A 16,091-nucleotide genomic window follows, 5' to 3' on the forward strand; every position below is an offset into this window, starting at 1 on the left:
GAATCGAATTAATAAGAATCCGATGGAAACCATCGATCGTCTGCTTGTTCGGTTATGATCTTAAGTGCGCTCTATATAACTCGTTAACTTTTACAGAGTACCAAGTAAGTTCTCGTTCCTTACCAGATGTCCAGATGCTCCTATCATTAGTTCTATATAAATCATAGATGACCTGAATAATTCCAGTGCTCGTACTATGAAACATTGTTTTTGAATCTTCCTTCAAAAATTGCATATTAACAACACTGATTTCATCTTCATAATAAACAATCTTTACATTTTCAAAATGCGGTGCTACATCATTAAATAAGAGCTCTCGAACAGTTTTATCTTTCGCAGAATAAGAATTCATCACATTGTCTTCGAGAAGCGCACTTGCAGAAGAAATAAATCGTGCTAATTCAGTCATTGCTAAAGGCGATTCGAATGCAGCCTTTTTCAAATGAAATCGAGGATGACTTATTTCTCTCAACTCTTTATTTGTTGATTTATATTTTTCAGTCCAATCGAACATAAAAGTTATCGGCTCTTCGCTCTATTGGATGGGCAATGCTCGAAAAAATAGTGTAATAGCCATGCAAATTCGTAAGAGTTTCTTTAAAACAGGGTATAAATGGGAGAGGGTAAAAAGGATTTAGACCCTGCGTGCTCCAAGCGCTGGAAGCCGAAGTTTGTTCGCGGTCATATAAACCATAGCAATCAGATTATGAACGTTTCTGTACCCCCGGGCTTTTCGTTTGGCAGCTTGCACAAGGCCATTAATGCCTTCGAGTAGACCGTTTGTCATCTTGCTGTGAAACCAACGAAGAATGCCTTCTTCATGGTTTTTCACCGTATTAGCAAGATCGATCATGGGTTCCAACTGGGAACGTCTCGCCCAACCTAACCATGCGCGTAAATAGACGTCAGCGAGTAGATGCGGCGTCGTCCATAGATCCTGCAAAGCCAACTTCAAGCGGTAGGCTCGGCCGGTTTTCAAGTTACTTCTAGTCAGATTGTTCAGTTGTTCTTTCTGTTCTGCTTTTAGGTTGGTTTCATTTTTCAACCATAAATATTTCGTTCGCTTTAGTTCTGGGTTTTCTTTTTGTTCGGCCTTGCGCACGTCATCAACGGCTTCATTCACCATTTTCATGACGTGAAACTTATCAAAGGTTATTTCTGCTGTGGGGAATTGCTCCTCAATTCCTCGAATAAATGCGACAGACATATCGCAGCAGATCTCCTGTATTTGTGCGGTTTCTGCGCCTTTATCATGCAGATGTTGGTTGAAACGCGCAAGGGTATCTTTCCCTTTTCCTTCTGTAGCGAACAGCACCGTCTTGGTATCCACATCCACAAACAACGTAATGTAGCGGTGACCGCGGCGTGATGAAGTTTCATCGATCGCTATTCGGCTGACTGAAGTTAGATCCACCTCAGCCATAGCTTGGTCGACGTAGTGATGGAAGATCCGCCACATCCGGGTGTCATGCTCTCGTAATTCACGAGCTGCTGCATTCACCGGCATTTCAGCCATTAATCGCATGGCCCATGCGTCAAATTGCAAGGTGAAATGCGATTTGGGACGTGACCATTTCACGGGTACTAGCGTTACCTTATTACAGTTCTTGCAGTCCGTTCTTGGAACTCTGGCATGCAAATAGGTTTTCCAGTTCCAGAAGTCGAGATGACGCCACATTTTTTTCTCTGTATCGTAAGCCTTACATGCGGTTCCGCAATTCGGACATGGAAACAGAGCTCCACGTTCAAAGTCGATAAATAAAGACCAAGCTTCATCTTGTTCATCGTACTCAATATGAGTTAATTTCCATGGTTCTTCAAGGGCTAACGCAACGTTGAACATGTCTGAAATTAGATTTTCGTTATGGCTGAATGAGGTCCACATCGTATATACCACCCTATTAATAGTCTTAATAGGCAGTATGCTCAACTTCTCTAGTGAACAGACATCTGCCATTCACTGTAGCGAGGAAGCAAAACATCTTGCATTATGATTCATATACAGAATATCTTCATAATGTCCAGGTACAACAAAGCCGTCTCCATATCTCTCTAAGTTGGTTCGATTATATTCAACCAGCTTCCTCACAAACTCTTCAACTTGGGGGATTCTTAACATCTCATCATATACATATCCCAAGCGCTCATGAGTTGCGAATGGACCCACTGCTACATCTAACCTTGGAGAATATATCGAGAGGCTATACTCATCCCTCATTGAAGACCATTCTTCCTGAATAGCATCAATATTAAATATTTGCTTTAAATAATCTTTCAGTTGCAATTGATACGAGCGAAGAACATTATTTCCAAATCTTCCCCTAGGATCTCTCACAAAATCAGTCCATTCAAGTGAATTTATTCCGTTCCATCCTCGTCATCTTCGTCATCCTCGCCTGTATAAAACACAGCCGTTTCAGCTAGTGTTGAAACTACTGGAAGCAACTGGTCTTCTTCATTCCAACAAATCCCGCCTGCTGGCACATCTTTCGTAAAATCTAACAAACTGGATAAAAGACTTTCCACAACCGAGAATAACTCCTCGTTCTTCTTTAATTGTATTAATGCGTTATACGGTTTGCCTGATTTAATAACCTGTCCAAAATATGCCCCTTCAAAATTCGGTAATGAAGCAACTACTCTTACTTTACTTGGAGCTACAGCTTCATTAACCACTCCTACAATATTATTATTCTGTGCCCACGCTGAGTTTCTCCTTTTACCATCCTTAGTTCGAGGAAAGTCACTGTCATGCAACACCGAATAACCTGAGCCAAAATGATTTAATATCTTACAAAGTGATACAATTGTAGCCTTGCCTCGTGCCCTTATAATATGCACGTTCTTGTAAAGATCAGGCCTTTTTGAAATTATGTACTTAAAGGCTGTATATTCAGTGTCACCTTCAACAATAATTGAATGTCCGCCAAAGAAAAATTCAGCCACATGCGGATCAAACATGTTTAACAGCTTAAGATGTTCGCGGTCGTTGTCATCAAGCTTTACCTTTTCTGGACGAAAAACGGTTGTGCCTAAAATCTCGCCATTGTCAGCCCTCTCCACTCTGACGATAGTTGTGTTATCTCTTGATACATCAATAAATGCTGGGGAATGCGTAGTAACCATCACTTGCCAGTCACTTTTGGCAGGAAGATCATATAATACTTTACAGGCCTCTCTAACGGCATTAGGATGAAGGCACAATTCAGGTTCGTCTAATAAAAGAACATGCGGACGGGATGATTTTGATTTCTTAGCAGTCTCAGCCTGAGCTATTAGTCTAAGAGCAGACCACAATAATGTTCTCCTAGCCCCACTCCCTTGTTTATCAATAGCACTTTGATAACCAAGCTCAGGGCCCATTAGTAATTTGGACGATGTTTTAAATAAAGAAAGATCGTTTTCAATGTTGTCATCCGCTTTGGAATCAAATTTCACTACATACCCTGGAAATATACTCGAAATGGCTACGGATAGTTCTGTTTCAATTGATTCTATCTCCGACTTGGACTCATCCAGTATTTTTTTCCGAATACCGGAAAGTTGATTAAGGAGTCTAGCATACTCTGTTTCCTCCCCGTCGTCAGTAGAAGCTTGCTGTATTGCTTTAACACGCTCTTTAACAATAGCAGTCAGTAGTTCAACTATTTGTTTCTCTTGCTCCAGAGGATGAGCAAAAGCTTCTACCATGTGTGGTTGGGGTCTATTTTCCTTTGCAACATTAGGTGCTCCCCAAGGGACTTGATTATCCCATTCATTTTTTTCAACATCAAAGCCTTGACGCTTAGGGTCTGTGTTGGGAGAACTCCAAATCCAGCGCTCTCTGACCAGTGCTTCCTCGTTTTCATTGTTTTTTTGAACCCATCGAGTTGCGGGTGAGGTATCCCCGTTAACAATAGTATGTAGTTCAATTTCCGGAAGATTATCAGAGTCAACAATACCATTTGGAAAATCAGCTTCAGTGAGTCGTGCCTTATTAGAACCATGGCTCATAACTACTTCATATGCTTTCAATATTGAGCTTTTGCCAGCATTGTTTGAGCCGACTAAAACTACGATTTCGTCCAAATCTATTGCTACAGGGCTACTGCCTATACAACGATAGTTCTTAATAATCATTCTTCTAAGCTTTGGACGACTTGCTTCAAACCATGAAAATAGGTCTTCAGTAACCTCTTGAGCCTTCTTCTTAGGTGGCATCCGCATCACTCCAATGGTTAAATTTTACTTATTTAATAGGATTATAGCACCATTGGAAGTGTTGTTCCACATATAAACAGAACTATATACAAGCCCAGCAAAACGCGTTCCTACCGCCAAGAACACGTCACTGACATCAATCGCCTTCAACAAGAAACTCAGACCTTTCTTAAAGCTCTTCTGATTCATCAGCAACTGACTCCAACTGTGCAAACAGAAACAATGAAAAAATTTCAAAGTCCTTAAGGAGCCTGTGGCAATCGTTCATACTCACAAAAATCATATTTGAATCATGATCAAAACTCATATCCACGGCAAATATTTTTTCAAACTGCTTATCTGTCTCCGCAGTTCCATAATGATGTGTTAGTAAATTCCTCACTTCTAACCATTCAATTACCCTTTTATACTCAGAACTCTTGCTTAGTTTCAATTTAAAAAGTGCATCAAAATAGTTGGCGACATTTCTAATCCCGCTCCCATGCACATCCTTATGGCTGACCCCTATTTCTAAAGCCCTTTGCACCACCTCGCAAACCAGGATAAGGTGGTACTCAAACCTGCCACAAGTCGTAATCATTAGTCCACTATGAAGAGAGTGGATGATTTCATTCTTCGCAACTGTTTCGTCTCCTTCGAACTCGAAATAATCCGTAGTAGTTAGCTTGCTTAGGGAGTTGACAATCCCCATCTGTTCAAACCTATTCTGTAGAAAACTAAGATTCTTCTTCTCTTGTTCAATGAAATTACGGAATTGATGTTTATAGGTCTCTATACTCGAAAGAAAATCATCCCTGTCGAAGATCATTTTCGCATCCTCCTACTGAATATTTTTGCCGTCACTTATGGTGCTGTTCCCCCGATTAATCTAATCGCCCGATACATCTGCTCTAGCAGTGCACATGCATCAGTTGGTGCGAATAGATCAGCGGCCAAATGAGAGCTCCCTGTCGGCGCGTGAGCAGCCGCGATGCGATTGGTTAATGGGTACAGATATGAAATCATAAATCAATTTTATTACGGTAACACTGGCCCTAATTTAAAACGAACTTTTGAGAAAATTTCAAGCGCGTAGGCTATATTGTCTATAACTTCAAGTGAAAAGATTAATACTGTCCCAAAATTAGCATTCAGATTTGTTAACTCTTTTCTCAAAATTGATATGTTTTCCTTTATCCAAATCTCATAAAGACTAAGTTGATTAAAACAAAAATCGCTTACTCGAAGAACTTCCGCATTCAATCCTGAAGTTGTATAGCCTCCCCCTAAAGGACCATAGATGACTCCATCCCTCATTTCTAGTACCGTATTAACATGTAACCTTCTCAAGCTTTTTCGGACCTCGTCTGTAATCTCTTTGTCTAGCCTATCTATTTTCATTCTGAACTGTGCTATTGATTCTGGCCAATTTTCATGAACCGTAGTAATTATTTCTTTCTTAGTCCAACTGCCGTGAGGCAATACATTAATTAAATATGCTCTAGCGTTATCGAACCTTGCCAAGAGCAAAGGGCCTGTACGCTCGACAAATCCTTCATTGTCTAAAGAAGTCCCCAAATGTAGGTGGTGAACTCCCCAATCATTCAATAAATCATCGTTATATTCTAGATTCACGATTTTTTTACTTAAATTAGATTTTATAGACTCGCCTTTGGCTATTTTCTCTACGACAGAATCCAGACCAGCTTGAAGCTGAACCGGACAAGCAAAGTTATTAGAGAATAACAGTTCTCTCGGGACAGGTATAACCAAACGACGTTGTAAATTGAAGTATTGTAAGCTTATATTTTCGTCCGATGTCCCTTGTCTGACTTTATATCCTTGTGACTCAATATTATGTTTCAGTAATCTTGCCCAATCTCTATGAAAGTCAATCTTGACTTGATATGTAAAAGGCATTACGTACCCGCCCCCTGTTAAGTCCCGCTCATATGAATTAACATTGCCTCCAGATGCAATGGAAGCAATGTAGCTTCTATGGGTCCATCCTTTCCAGTTAGAATCAGGTGAACAAAGACCATCAAGTGCAAATATTAAAGACAAAAACCTTGCTTCATCATAAATTGTCACTAGCGTTGCATAAACCTTCACAATAAAATAAATTGAATATTCAAACACACTATCGATGTCAACAAAACCAAAAGGTCGAACTCCTCTCAAAGGTAGTCCTGTCCATTTGGTAGTTTATGTATATTCTGCTACGTGAATACCAACAGGCCTCAGGCCCTTTTGCTCAGGTTGAATTCAACCTTCGGCGTCCTGCCGACTTGCGGCTCGGTGGCCGATGAATCCGCCTTAACCATTGCTCTGCCGGCTTCCACAACAGTACCCGGAGCCAGCGGCTTAGCATCAGCAGCGAATGCGGCGTCTGCGTCTTTTTTTTCACCAGCACGAGCAGGCAGTAGGCAATGAGCGCCATCCAGACCTGGTTTTGCACGGCCCGTTCGCTGGTGCCGTAAAACCGTTTGATTCGAAGATGCTGCTTCATCCACTTGAAGAACGTTTCAATTGCCCAGCGGCTCCGGTACATATCCGAAATCTCGTCGCACGTCAGTTCGAAGCGGTTGGTCACTAGGATGAGCAGATTTCCTTCCGAATCCGCCGTTTCAATCATGCGGTACTCCCGCTTAGCCCGCTTGGACGCCGATCCGATCCGTACGCGTTCATCCATCGTCACCCTGCTTTCCATCGGGATGGGGAAGGATTCTAGGGGTTCAATGACAGCGTTGTTTTTCAGCCGGGTGACGAAGTGGATGCCGCGCTCCGTGTAATCATCGAACGCCTTGTAATCCACATAACCGCGATCGAATAGATACGTGGCGCCTTCCTCGTCGATAAGGGCGTCCATCTGTGTACGGTCGTTTTTCTTCGCCGTCGTAATTGTCGCACGCTCAGGCAGAACGCTCTCTTTCCCCATAAACGCCAGACGTAGATGAATCTTAATGCCCGCTTTGGTTTGACGGAATTCGGCCCATTTGTATCTCTGCAGGCACAGGGAAATGGTGGTCGAGTCGATCACCTGGACGGTTTTACGATCTGCAGCCGTGGCGCCTTCGCTACGTAGGACCTTCCTGGCTAGCTGCTCAAACAGATTTTCGAGCAAGGCAGGATTCACCTGGTTGTTCTTGCGGCATAGCTGGCTAAACGAGATGGACTCAAAACCCAGTTCTTGCTGAAAGTCTTTGCTCAGGACATCATCTGCAATGCTCCGGAGTCCTTCGCGCTGTTGAAGCTGGGCATGCAAGAATAGTTTCAAATAGGCCGGAACCGTAAGCTTCTTGACGTAGGCATCTGCGTGATTCTGAGCAAGTTGATCTAAAAACGTTGTTGAAAAAATGGGTGCAACCCATTTACCAAATGAAGAAAATAGGGTATCCTTATCCATGCGCTGATCCTTTCAGTGGATTATGGACAGGAACTACCTCCCATACCCATTGTAAAGGATCTTTTTTTGTGTCGAAATAGGGAAACTGAAGATTTTGAACATTCGGAAATTATTTATGCAACGCTAGTGATAAATTGTATAAAAAGCCTGGCTTAATGAAATAACTGTACTTCGAATCGATTGTTCAATCTCGTTACTAACTTCGCCTTTAAGTATCCCTGCCAGCCATTCAATAAATGGATCAGATATATATTCTGCCTCTAGCCCCAACCAGTTATTAGTTGTTCTCATAGGATAAACGATATGGATCAACAATTTTTCTTTATATTCTTGCTGTTCAGGAATGATATAAGCTGCTGTAAAACCATCAGCAAGCTGGCCGGCTCTATCTGGTAGATATTCAATTCTACTATAACTACAATGAGTAATCCTTAATAAGTCCAAAGCTGGATCTGCTTGTTCACTTGCAATCCGAAGTAGTTTCATTTCTGATCTTAAATCTTTATCCAACCCAAAAAGTTCTGTCTCATTTACTTCAATTGTTAACTCAATTTGTGGATAACGAAGTAGGTCTATTTCGTTTCTTATTTCTTCATCCCGGTCCTCGATGTATTCTTCACCATGTAGTTGGTAACCACCAAAATAATCAACCCACGGGCTTTCTAAGTCTCTAGGAGACCAAAACTTGTAATCTCCTATTTGAAAAGAATTTTCAATTTGGAGACTTCTGATTGGTACTAGGATATTACAATCTAATTTTCGACCTACTAATAATTCTTTCATTTTATCATTCAATTCTGATAATTCACACTACTCTATTTCTATCCAACTAAATGAGTTTGCGAAATCTTCCAATGCTTGTTCTGAACAATAATTATCTCTGGAAAATGTAATTCCATCCCCTTCAGATAAAGCACTGACCCCGTATCCAAGTTCTCTGATTCCCTCAATAGATTTAATTACTCCCGTAGGGAGTTGTCCGCAGCTCCGCCTTCCTTGCAATTACTTCAGAAGATCGAGGGCCGGATGGCCCAATGCATGATCGGGATGTTATGTGATGTCCCCGCTCCACTTCGAAATTTATTCAAAGCCCTTGTTCATAATCCATTACTTTAGATTTCTCTTCCCATGAAGAAAATAAAAAGTCAGCCATGGCTCCTGCAAGATTAACAGCTAATTGCGCATGTCGCTTCGACGGTTTTGGTGCTTTATGACTTCTACCATGTGCATCGCTATGCTTATTTCGCAATGAACCTAATCCATTAACAACAGAAGAGCACCCACCTAATATTTGTTTAAATATGTCTTCGGTATGGTTATCGGGCGATAAGTTCAATACCGATTGCACTCCCTTATAAAGTTGAGACATTTCCCACTTATCCTCATATTTAATTCCTTCTTGATCCATAATAAATTTACAAACACTTTCTAATAACGTACGTGCGATTGTAATTGCGCCTTCCGGGTCTGATTCTCTTCGTTCAAGAGATTTTGTCCAAGCCTCTTGAATATACTGAGCATTTACTTTGTTTGATAGAGCCTCGGTAATAATATTATCTGCTGGCACTTCACCCTCGTTCTCTAAAAGGGTTAGCACTTCATCAAATTCATCTCTCAAATAATCACGGCGACCCTGATAAGTGTCTGATTTCTGCTTTACGTATCCCCAAAATTCAGATACAGTACGGCAAGTATGTAAAAATCGCGGTAGATTTTTGTTTATTCGTTGGTTCTTAAGTAATGCTTCTCTTAGATTTCTATAATCAAATTCATTAGCAACGCCTCCAGTTGCCTTTGAAACTAACATATTCTTTAGTGTCTCAACTTGTATTAAAGTGGCCTTCAAGCCGATCACATCCTTTGACATTTTTTAATTTGCGGAGATGTCTTAATAATGTTTCTGACACTGACGAACTTCACGATATAGCCCGTTCTAGCCTATTAGCCATATCTTTATGTTAATTATCCTTCATCACAAAGATCAAGAACAGGGCGAATATATGGCGAGACGAACTTTTTTACCAAGTTTTTTTGCCGTCACTTTTGGAATTATCCCCCAATAATCTAGTCGTTCGAAAACTGTTCCACCAACAGTGACACCCGCATCAACTGATGCGGGTAGGTGGGCGACTGTGTTCGGTTGTTAATGCTTTACTGCTTCAGAAATGCCTTGTTGAATCCTTAAATAACTGCTGCCGACCGAGGACTCTATGGCCGATAGTGCATTGGGTGTTACGCGTAGTTAATGCCCTTTTCGAATGCACTGTAGTTATTCTTGTTTCAATTAATCCTTTGCAGGCACTATATTTAATCCATCTGGGACATCATTTTTTTGATTTTCATTTTTAAATCTTCCCAATGGCATACTTACTTCTGATATAAACTGCATTAAAAATCCAAGGATAAAGTCTTTTTGCAATTCAAACAAATCATGATCAAAGCCGCCATCTTTATTCTTATGTCCCTCAATATCCATGTAAATCATTCTGTTCTTGTTTGGGTATTTTTCTTGAGCATTCTTAACTAAAGTAAACAAAATTTCTGCCGATTTCTCGGCTCTAGCTCGAGATCAGCGGTTGACGAGGTAAATCGAGGTTGAAAATAGAAAAACATCCGTAAATCCTGTATTGTTGTAAGTCCTACCCAACAACAAATGAGGATAAACAGATGCCACTCCAGTATATCAACGAAATGCTAGGATTACCAGAACTAGAGATCCATGAAATTCTATCCATAGGTGAAAACGAGGTGCACCTTCGAGCATATCCAACAGCCCGATTGCAGCCTTGTCCCATTTGCCATTCTGAACATTTCGTGAAACGAGAAGGCAAAAATACACCTCGTAAAATTAGGCATTTGTCCTTATTCGGCAAAAAGAGTTATTTACATGTGCCAGCACTCCGGTTGTCCTGTTCACGTTGTCGAATCGGCTTCGTGTGGGCCTATTATTTTGTGGGTCCTAAACAGCGCTACAGTCGACTCTTTCGTAATCAAACGGTGGAGCAAGCGCTTGGGTCCACGGCAGCGCATAGCGCAAAAATGCAAGAGACTCCAGCCAGCACGGTACAGCGGATGCATCAAGACGCTATTCCCGCAGAGAGTGAGCGACTCGTGCAACAAGCTTGGAATGAAGCCAAGCAGATGGAGGGTTTGGTGCTGGGAATCGATGATTTTGCGATCAAGAAAGGGCATACCTACAATACCGGCATTCACAATTTACGGGGCGAAACTATGCTAGATCTGCTTGCTGGCCGCAAGCTAGAAGACTTGCGTGCTTATGCTCGCCAGCACCCTGAGTTCCTTGGCCTTCAACCTAAAGCCGTTGTTATGGATTTAGCCAAGGGATATCACACGTGGATAAACGAATGCTTTCCCAAGGCTATTCGTATTGCCGACCGATTTCATGTCCATGGTTATGTCATAGAAGCTGTTCAAGCTGTGCGTAAATCGGTACAACTCCTATTGACTCCAAAAGCCAAAGAAATGCTAAAGCGACACCACAGACTACTGAATCCACAAGCGGAAACACTGCCTGAACAAGAACTCAGTATGCTTCATACGCTGCTTGGCTACTCTTCGCTTTTGCGTAGCGTCTGGGAATGGAAAGAGTCCTTCTCTCGTTGGTATGATTATTCAGCGAATGTTAGCCTTGCTCAGATTGGTTTTAATCGTTGGTGTCAGCAAGGCACTCAGATCGATCATGAGGCGGTGCGAAGCGCCTTGAAAACCATGCGTAATTGGGAAGAAGAGATCGTGAATTACCACCGTTGTCGTTGGACCAATGCGACGGTAGAAGGTCGTCATAATCGCATCAAAGCCTACCAACGACGACATTACTTCACTCGTAATCGTGATTGTTACAAAGCTGGTATATTAATCGAATGCAATCGACATAAGCTGTTTGGATAAACGGTCAACCACTGATTTTGGGTTAGAGCCGATTTCTCAAACCCTTCTTTTCTTTTAACTACATGGTAGATTGCAATTCCACGATCGTTTTCTTTCATTCTTCATGTCTCCTTTACTATTAACAGTAATTCAGCATAACGTTCTTGTATTGACGAACTTCATTAATATCTTCGTAATGGCCTTGTATCCGAAACCAATTGCCTATTCTTCATAATATCATATTTTGGAAAATAGTGGGTGATTACCTAATCAAAAAGAACTACGAACTCCTGAAACATAAGAACTCAGAGGCTCTGCAAATTCTTATGTCACACTCACTCCCCTGCCATATCCAACACCCCGACTTTTCGCCGTCACTTATGGTAGGGTTCCCCCCGATTAATCTTCACCGCCCGGTAAACCTGCTCCACCAGCACCAGCCTCATCAACTGATGAGGCAGCGTCATGCGCCCGAAGCAAAGCTTCTGCTGCGCCCGCCGCAGCACGTCGTCGCTCAACCCGTGGCTGCCACCGATGACAAACACAACATGACTGCTGCCGTACGTGCCGAGCCGATCCATCTCGCGGGCCAGATCCTCCGAGCTCCACAGCGCGCCGTCCAGACTGAGCGCCACGACATGTGCGTCCGGCTTAATCTGTGCCAGGATACGCTCGCCTTCTTTGCCCTTAACGATGCCCACCTCAGCGTCGCTAAGCGTATCAGGCGCTTTTTCGTCCGCAACCTCGATTACCTGGAACTTCAAATAAGGTGCCAGACGCTTCGCGTATTCAGCGATCCCCAGCACCAGATATTTCTCCTTGAGCTTGCCGACACCGATAATCTGTATGAACATAATTCCTTATCCAACCTCTCTTCGCCCCCGCATAACAGGACAGGCATATCCGATTTAAAATCCACTGTCGCTATCATACCTTAATGGGGCTCTATTCCCTAGTCGGACCAGCCGTACGATCCATCCTGTTCCCCAGTTCTTCCTTCGAGGCCATAACTTTTTCCTCTCTTTTTGCATCCAATCGTTCCCCATAAAGCCCTACAATTTTTGACACGAAATTTGTCGAATTATGCGTACAAAGTTTACAGAAAGCGGTATAATTCGAGTGAGAATTATGATCGACGGAGGAATACATGAAAACGCTTCCCAATTTACGAGTCTTAGCCTCTATGGCCCTAGTTATAATACTTTTGCTGTCATGGCCTTCAATTATTTATGCGTCCGCCCCTCCAACTGCGCTTGATCGCTGGCAGGTCATGCTGATCGGTGCAGCTGAGGAGCCCGGAACGGCACCTCCAGTCAGCGGCAATTGGAAAAAAGCCAATGCCGGCGAGACGTTGGTAGAGCTGCCACCGGGCGCCAAAGGCGTTTGGATTCGGCTGCAAATTCCATCAACGGAAGACTGGCATCGTCCTGGCATTCTCGCGGGCCGGATGTACGGTCTCAATATAAACGTCTACAAAGATGGCGAGCTGCTTTATGAAACGAAGCGCGACTTTCAGGTCGAATTGTCCCGTCTGCTCCTGCCGGTCGACTCCTCTCCTGAAAAGAGCAAGCTGGATGTGCTCATCCTGACGAACGGCGAGCGAGCCGGGTTTTTAGCACCCGTTCAGTTAGGAGAGTTCGACGCTCTGGATAAAAGTTATATCCGCACCGAGCTGCCCAGCCTGTTGCTCGGCGCCTCGATTGTCTTTTTGGCGCTGCTAATGTCCGTTTGCTCCATCTTTCTAAGCAAGCATCAGCGTAATTTCTGGATTTCGCTTTGCATTATCGCTCTTAGCACCGGCCTATTAATTGCGTCCTATTCGCCGCTCCCATATCTGTACTATCCGTCGGGAGGGCCTATTTTCCTGGCTATGTTCGAGCTGTCGCTCTTCACGATGTTCCCCGCGCTGGGTTACTTCGTGAGTGAGACGTTTGAACGCAAATCGCCCCGTTTTCACCGTTTTACCCGCTGGCAGGCGTATTACTCCGTCTTCGGCGTGCTCTCGTTCCTTGCCTACAGCCTGGTGGGAGATAGGCTCTACCCTTTCTACTCTATCGTATCGGTCGTAGCAGTCGGGGTGCTCATGCTTGTCCAGATGGTTTGGATTTCTATCCTATCCGTTTCCTATTGGCGCCGCGGCGACAGCCAAGCAAGCGTTCTGTCGCTTGGTCTGCTGGCTTTTGCAGGAACCAGTGCCACGGACTTGATTCTTTATTATGCCAACGACAAAGGCTACGTACTTTTTCTTTGGAAGCTCGGCTTTGTCGCTTTCATCTTGTCGCTGGTCATTATTCTCGCACGGCGCATTTCGAACGACTACAAAACGTTGTTATCCTATTCCAAACAGCTGGAGCTGTTTAACCTGTCTCTGGAGCGGACGGAGAAGCTCAAAATCATTAGCGATCTGGCGGCGTCCGTAGCGCATGAAGTTCGCAATCCGCTGCAGGTAACAAGAGGTTTTCTCCAGCTGCTTTCCAAAAAAGACGATCAGCAAAGCCAGGGCTACATCACGATTGCAGTCAACGAGCTGGACCGGGCCGCCGAAATCATCACCGACTTTCTCACCTTCGCCAAGCCGGAGCTCGAAGCCATTTCGCGATTGGATATTCGTGAACTGTTGGAGCAGCTCGATCTAATCATGGGCCCACATGCCTCGATGCATGGAGGAAGGCTCGTCATTGTTTCGGAAGAGAAAATGGAGATTATGGGCAGCGCCTCCAAGCTAAAGCAAGCGCTCATTAATCTGATCAAAAACAGCGTGGAAGCTTTCAGAGAAGAGGGCCTGATTGAGCTTTCCGCCCGGGCCGAAGGCAGGGAAGTGGTTCTGCGGATTAAAGATAACGGTGAAGGCATGGACTCGGAGCAGTTGTCCAAGCTCGGCGTGCCCTATTTCTCTACCAAATCCAAGGGCACTGGACTGGGAACGATGGTGACGATGCGTATTATCGAGGTAATGAACGGCAGCATTATTTTCCAGAGTCAAAAAGGAAAGGGAACCGAAGTGACGATTCGGTTCCCCCTGGTAGACCAGCTTGCCCCTTCTACGGTAAAACTACCACATTAGCTCAACATTACCCGTGCCGTTTGCCACATCTTCCGGGTTCGGCGGAAGAACAAAGTAAAGGTTCTTGTCCGATTCGGCTACAGCCGTCAGTTGGATGTCGTCCGGAATCTCAACGCCGAAGGCGTCCTTGATTGCGGTTTTTGGATTAGCTAGCAACTGTTGCTTGAAGGCCTCGTCTTTCCATGCTTTTTGAATGATTTGAACTTTCAACGATTGGGAAGAAGACATACGATCACAGCCTCTCGTAAGATATGGGTAATTATTCCTATAACTTAGCATATTTTATACCAAAAGTCCCTATTTATTTTAGGCTATTCGACACAAAATGAGAGAATCCCCCTTGGGCGGCCAGATTGCTGGCCGTTTGTCGTATCGACTGAACATCGGCCTCGACGCCTTCCAGCACCGCTTGCTGAAAGCCCACCAACCCCGGCGGCGCTTCGCCAAGCCCGGACAGACTGCACCGATGATCATGGATCAGCACCGTCAACTTATCCAACGCATCATAATGAAAAATTGCCCGGCGTACGAGCTTCTCTGTCAGCTGCTGCTCCTCCGGCAGATCGAGCGCCCGGCGTGCCAAGGTTAGAAAGGCATTGCTGCGCTCTTCGCCAGCGGTCAGATCCTCCTGCCAGTCAGCCCAGTCGTCCGCCAACTGCAGCGAGGCGAGCGCCAGCTCAACAGCCTGCTCCGCAACGGGAATACGCTCTGGCTTCCCCGCCGCCAGCCAGGCAGCAGCCGCGCCGATTTTGACCGGTGCAGACTTGAGCGCCAGCCCTATTGCATTCCTGGGCTCTGCTTGCCGAATTCCCTCTTGCGACACCGCCGTGCTCCATTGCTCTGTGTAGGAGTAATAATAGTTCCATAGTCCCGCACTTCCGTTAAAATGACGCCCATACCGCTCGACAAACATCGTGTGCAGAAGCTGGCCTGCCGCCAGCGATGCTTTTGGCCCGAAGTCCATCTCCTCACCGTCCATTACATCGTCCAAAAGGAAATAATGCAGCATCATATACACGCTGCCCACGGCAAAATCGCGGGATAAAGAAGCCGGGATTCCCGCTTCTTCCCCAACCCAAATAGGCAGAAGATAGGTCATATAGTTGGACCCTCCTTCACGGACGGACGGATCGCAACGATCTATCAGCTTTTGCAGCATGTCGCGTAAAGGCTCCGGACACTGCGCCGTTCCGTCTCTCGCCTCAGCAAAAATCACACCTGCTTCGCGTTTTGCATCCACAAGGCTCCATTTCATAGCTATAACCTCCCCTTCACAGCTCTTAAAGAAGCGTTCATTATTCTCGATCGTTTATTCTGGTCCTTTGGTTATCTAGAGCTTTCGATATTTGAAATCGGATCTGCGATGGCGTTACGTTAGTCATCATAGAAAATTTATGTAATACGTGAGTCCCCGCAGAAAAAACCAGAACCGCAGTCTCCGCCGCAGCTCTGGTCCTAACCCAGAGCTCTGTTTAACTGACCATAATTATTGTCACAGTTCACTGGTATATTTCTTATCTTTTTTATCTCATATTCATGAAAGGTATAGGTCAA

The 16,091-nt window shown here is 44.2% G+C and carries 14 protein-coding genes; 2 read left to right on the plus strand and 12 right to left on the minus strand.

What is annotated here, in order from left to right; all coding sequences use genetic code 11:
* Window positions 1–52 precede the first annotated feature (52 nt).
* The 9 genes from CGZ75_RS16040 to CGZ75_RS16085 form a co-directional block, all read right to left on the minus strand.
* The gene (locus CGZ75_RS16040; RefSeq protein ID WP_089525276.1) at window positions 53–514 is read right to left on the minus strand and encodes a hypothetical protein; all 462 of its coding nucleotides are present in this window, start codon (window positions 512–514) and stop codon (window positions 53–55) included.
* Window positions 515–634: 120 nt separating this feature from the next.
* A complete protein-coding gene (locus CGZ75_RS16045) occupies window positions 635–1,885 on the minus strand; it encodes an ISL3 family transposase (RefSeq protein ID WP_089525266.1) in 1,251 nt (416 codons plus the stop codon).
* A gap of 473 nt (window positions 1,886–2,358) precedes the next feature.
* Window positions 2,359–4,200: an ATP-dependent nuclease gene (locus tag CGZ75_RS16055; RefSeq protein ID WP_089525278.1), complete on the minus strand. Its 1,842-nt coding sequence runs from the start codon at window positions 4,198–4,200 to the stop codon at window positions 2,359–2,361.
* A 169-nt stretch (window positions 4,201–4,369) separates the two neighbouring features.
* Window positions 4,370–5,008: a hypothetical protein gene (locus CGZ75_RS16060; protein WP_089525279.1), complete on the minus strand. Its 639-nt coding sequence runs from the start codon at window positions 5,006–5,008 to the stop codon at window positions 4,370–4,372.
* A gap of 209 nt (window positions 5,009–5,217) precedes the next feature.
* The gene (locus CGZ75_RS16065) at window positions 5,218–6,360 is read right to left on the minus strand and encodes a hypothetical protein (protein ID WP_176444883.1); all 1,143 of its coding nucleotides are present in this window, start codon (window positions 6,358–6,360) and stop codon (window positions 5,218–5,220) included.
* Window positions 6,361–6,433: 73 nt separating this feature from the next.
* The gene (locus CGZ75_RS16070; RefSeq protein WP_089523815.1) at window positions 6,434–7,585 is read right to left on the minus strand and encodes an IS4 family transposase; all 1,152 of its coding nucleotides are present in this window, start codon (window positions 7,583–7,585) and stop codon (window positions 6,434–6,436) included.
* Between the two features lie 123 nt (window positions 7,586–7,708).
* Window positions 7,709–8,368, minus strand: a complete 660-nt coding sequence (locus CGZ75_RS16075; RefSeq protein WP_089525281.1) for a hypothetical protein — start codon at window positions 8,366–8,368, stop codon at window positions 7,709–7,711.
* A 301-nt stretch (window positions 8,369–8,669) separates the two neighbouring features.
* Entirely contained in the window at window positions 8,670–9,431 is a 762-nt protein-coding gene (locus CGZ75_RS16080; RefSeq protein ID WP_217900073.1) for an abortive infection family protein, read from the minus strand.
* A 438-nt stretch (window positions 9,432–9,869) separates the two neighbouring features.
* Window positions 9,870–10,061: a hypothetical protein gene (locus CGZ75_RS16085; protein WP_141136798.1), complete on the minus strand. Its 192-nt coding sequence runs from the start codon at window positions 10,059–10,061 to the stop codon at window positions 9,870–9,872.
* A 191-nt stretch (window positions 10,062–10,252) separates the two neighbouring features.
* On the opposite strand from CGZ75_RS16085, the gene CGZ75_RS16090 reads away from it, so the two are divergent.
* The gene (locus CGZ75_RS16090) at window positions 10,253–11,494 is read left to right on the plus strand and encodes an ISL3 family transposase (protein WP_089525284.1); all 1,242 of its coding nucleotides are present in this window, start codon (window positions 10,253–10,255) and stop codon (window positions 11,492–11,494) included.
* Between the two features lie 353 nt (window positions 11,495–11,847).
* Here CGZ75_RS16090 and rlmH read toward each other — a convergent pair whose 3' ends face one another.
* On the minus strand, window positions 11,848–12,327 hold the full coding sequence (gene rlmH / locus CGZ75_RS16095; protein ID WP_089525285.1) for a 23S rRNA (pseudouridine(1915)-N(3))-methyltransferase RlmH: 480 nt from the start codon (window positions 12,325–12,327) through the stop codon (window positions 11,848–11,850).
* Between the two features lie 329 nt (window positions 12,328–12,656).
* Between rlmH and CGZ75_RS16100 the strand changes: the two genes are divergently transcribed.
* The gene (locus CGZ75_RS16100; RefSeq protein ID WP_176444884.1) at window positions 12,657–14,537 is read left to right on the plus strand and encodes a sensor histidine kinase; all 1,881 of its coding nucleotides are present in this window, start codon (window positions 12,657–12,659) and stop codon (window positions 14,535–14,537) included.
* On the opposite strand, the gene CGZ75_RS16105 is transcribed toward CGZ75_RS16100, so the two are convergent.
* Window positions 14,526–14,765, minus strand: coding sequence for an NHLP leader peptide family RiPP precursor (locus CGZ75_RS16105; protein WP_089525287.1), 240 nt, complete (start codon window positions 14,763–14,765; stop codon window positions 14,526–14,528). The genes CGZ75_RS16100 and CGZ75_RS16105 overlap by 12 nt on opposite strands.
* Before the next feature lie 73 nt (window positions 14,766–14,838).
* Window positions 14,839–15,792, minus strand: coding sequence for a hypothetical protein (locus CGZ75_RS16110; RefSeq protein WP_089525288.1), 954 nt, complete (start codon window positions 15,790–15,792; stop codon window positions 14,839–14,841).
* Window positions 15,793–16,091 lie beyond the last annotated feature (299 nt).

Source organism: Paenibacillus herberti, assembly GCF_002233675.1.
Lineage (GTDB): Bacteria > Bacillota > Bacilli > Paenibacillales > Paenibacillaceae > Paenibacillus_O > Paenibacillus_O herberti.

Excerpts from the sequence above, each read along its gene's own strand:
- CGZ75_RS16040 (WP_089525276.1), bottom strand. The coding sequence starts at position 514 with ATGTTCGATTGGACTGAAAAATATAAATCAACAAATAAAGAGTTGAGA.
- CGZ75_RS16045 (WP_089525266.1), bottom strand. The coding sequence starts at position 1,885 with ATGTGGACCTCATTCAGCCATAACGAAAATCTAATTTCAGACATGTTC.
- CGZ75_RS16055 (WP_089525278.1), bottom strand. The coding sequence starts at position 4,200 with ATGCCACCTAAGAAGAAGGCTCAAGAGGTTACTGAAGACCTATTTTCA.
- CGZ75_RS16060 (WP_089525279.1), bottom strand. The coding sequence starts at position 5,008 with ATGATCTTCGACAGGGATGATTTTCTTTCGAGTATAGAGACCTATAAA.
- CGZ75_RS16070 (WP_089523815.1), bottom strand. The coding sequence starts at position 7,585 with ATGGATAAGGATACCCTATTTTCTTCATTTGGTAAATGGGTTGCACCC.
- CGZ75_RS16075 (WP_089525281.1), bottom strand. The coding sequence starts at position 8,368 with ATGAAAGAATTATTAGTAGGTCGAAAATTAGATTGTAATATCCTAGTA.
- CGZ75_RS16085 (WP_141136798.1), bottom strand. The coding sequence starts at position 10,061 with ATGGATATTGAGGGACATAAGAATAAAGATGGCGGCTTTGATCATGAT.
- CGZ75_RS16090 (WP_089525284.1), top strand. The coding sequence starts at position 10,253 with ATGCCACTCCAGTATATCAACGAAATGCTAGGATTACCAGAACTAGAG.
- rlmH (WP_089525285.1), bottom strand. The coding sequence starts at position 12,327 with ATGTTCATACAGATTATCGGTGTCGGCAAGCTCAAGGAGAAATATCTG.
- CGZ75_RS16100 (WP_176444884.1), top strand. The coding sequence starts at position 12,657 with ATGGCCCTAGTTATAATACTTTTGCTGTCATGGCCTTCAATTATTTAT.
- CGZ75_RS16105 (WP_089525287.1), bottom strand. The coding sequence starts at position 14,765 with ATGTCTTCTTCCCAATCGTTGAAAGTTCAAATCATTCAAAAAGCATGG.
- CGZ75_RS16110 (WP_089525288.1), bottom strand. The coding sequence starts at position 15,792 with ATGAAATGGAGCCTTGTGGATGCAAAACGCGAAGCAGGTGTGATTTTT.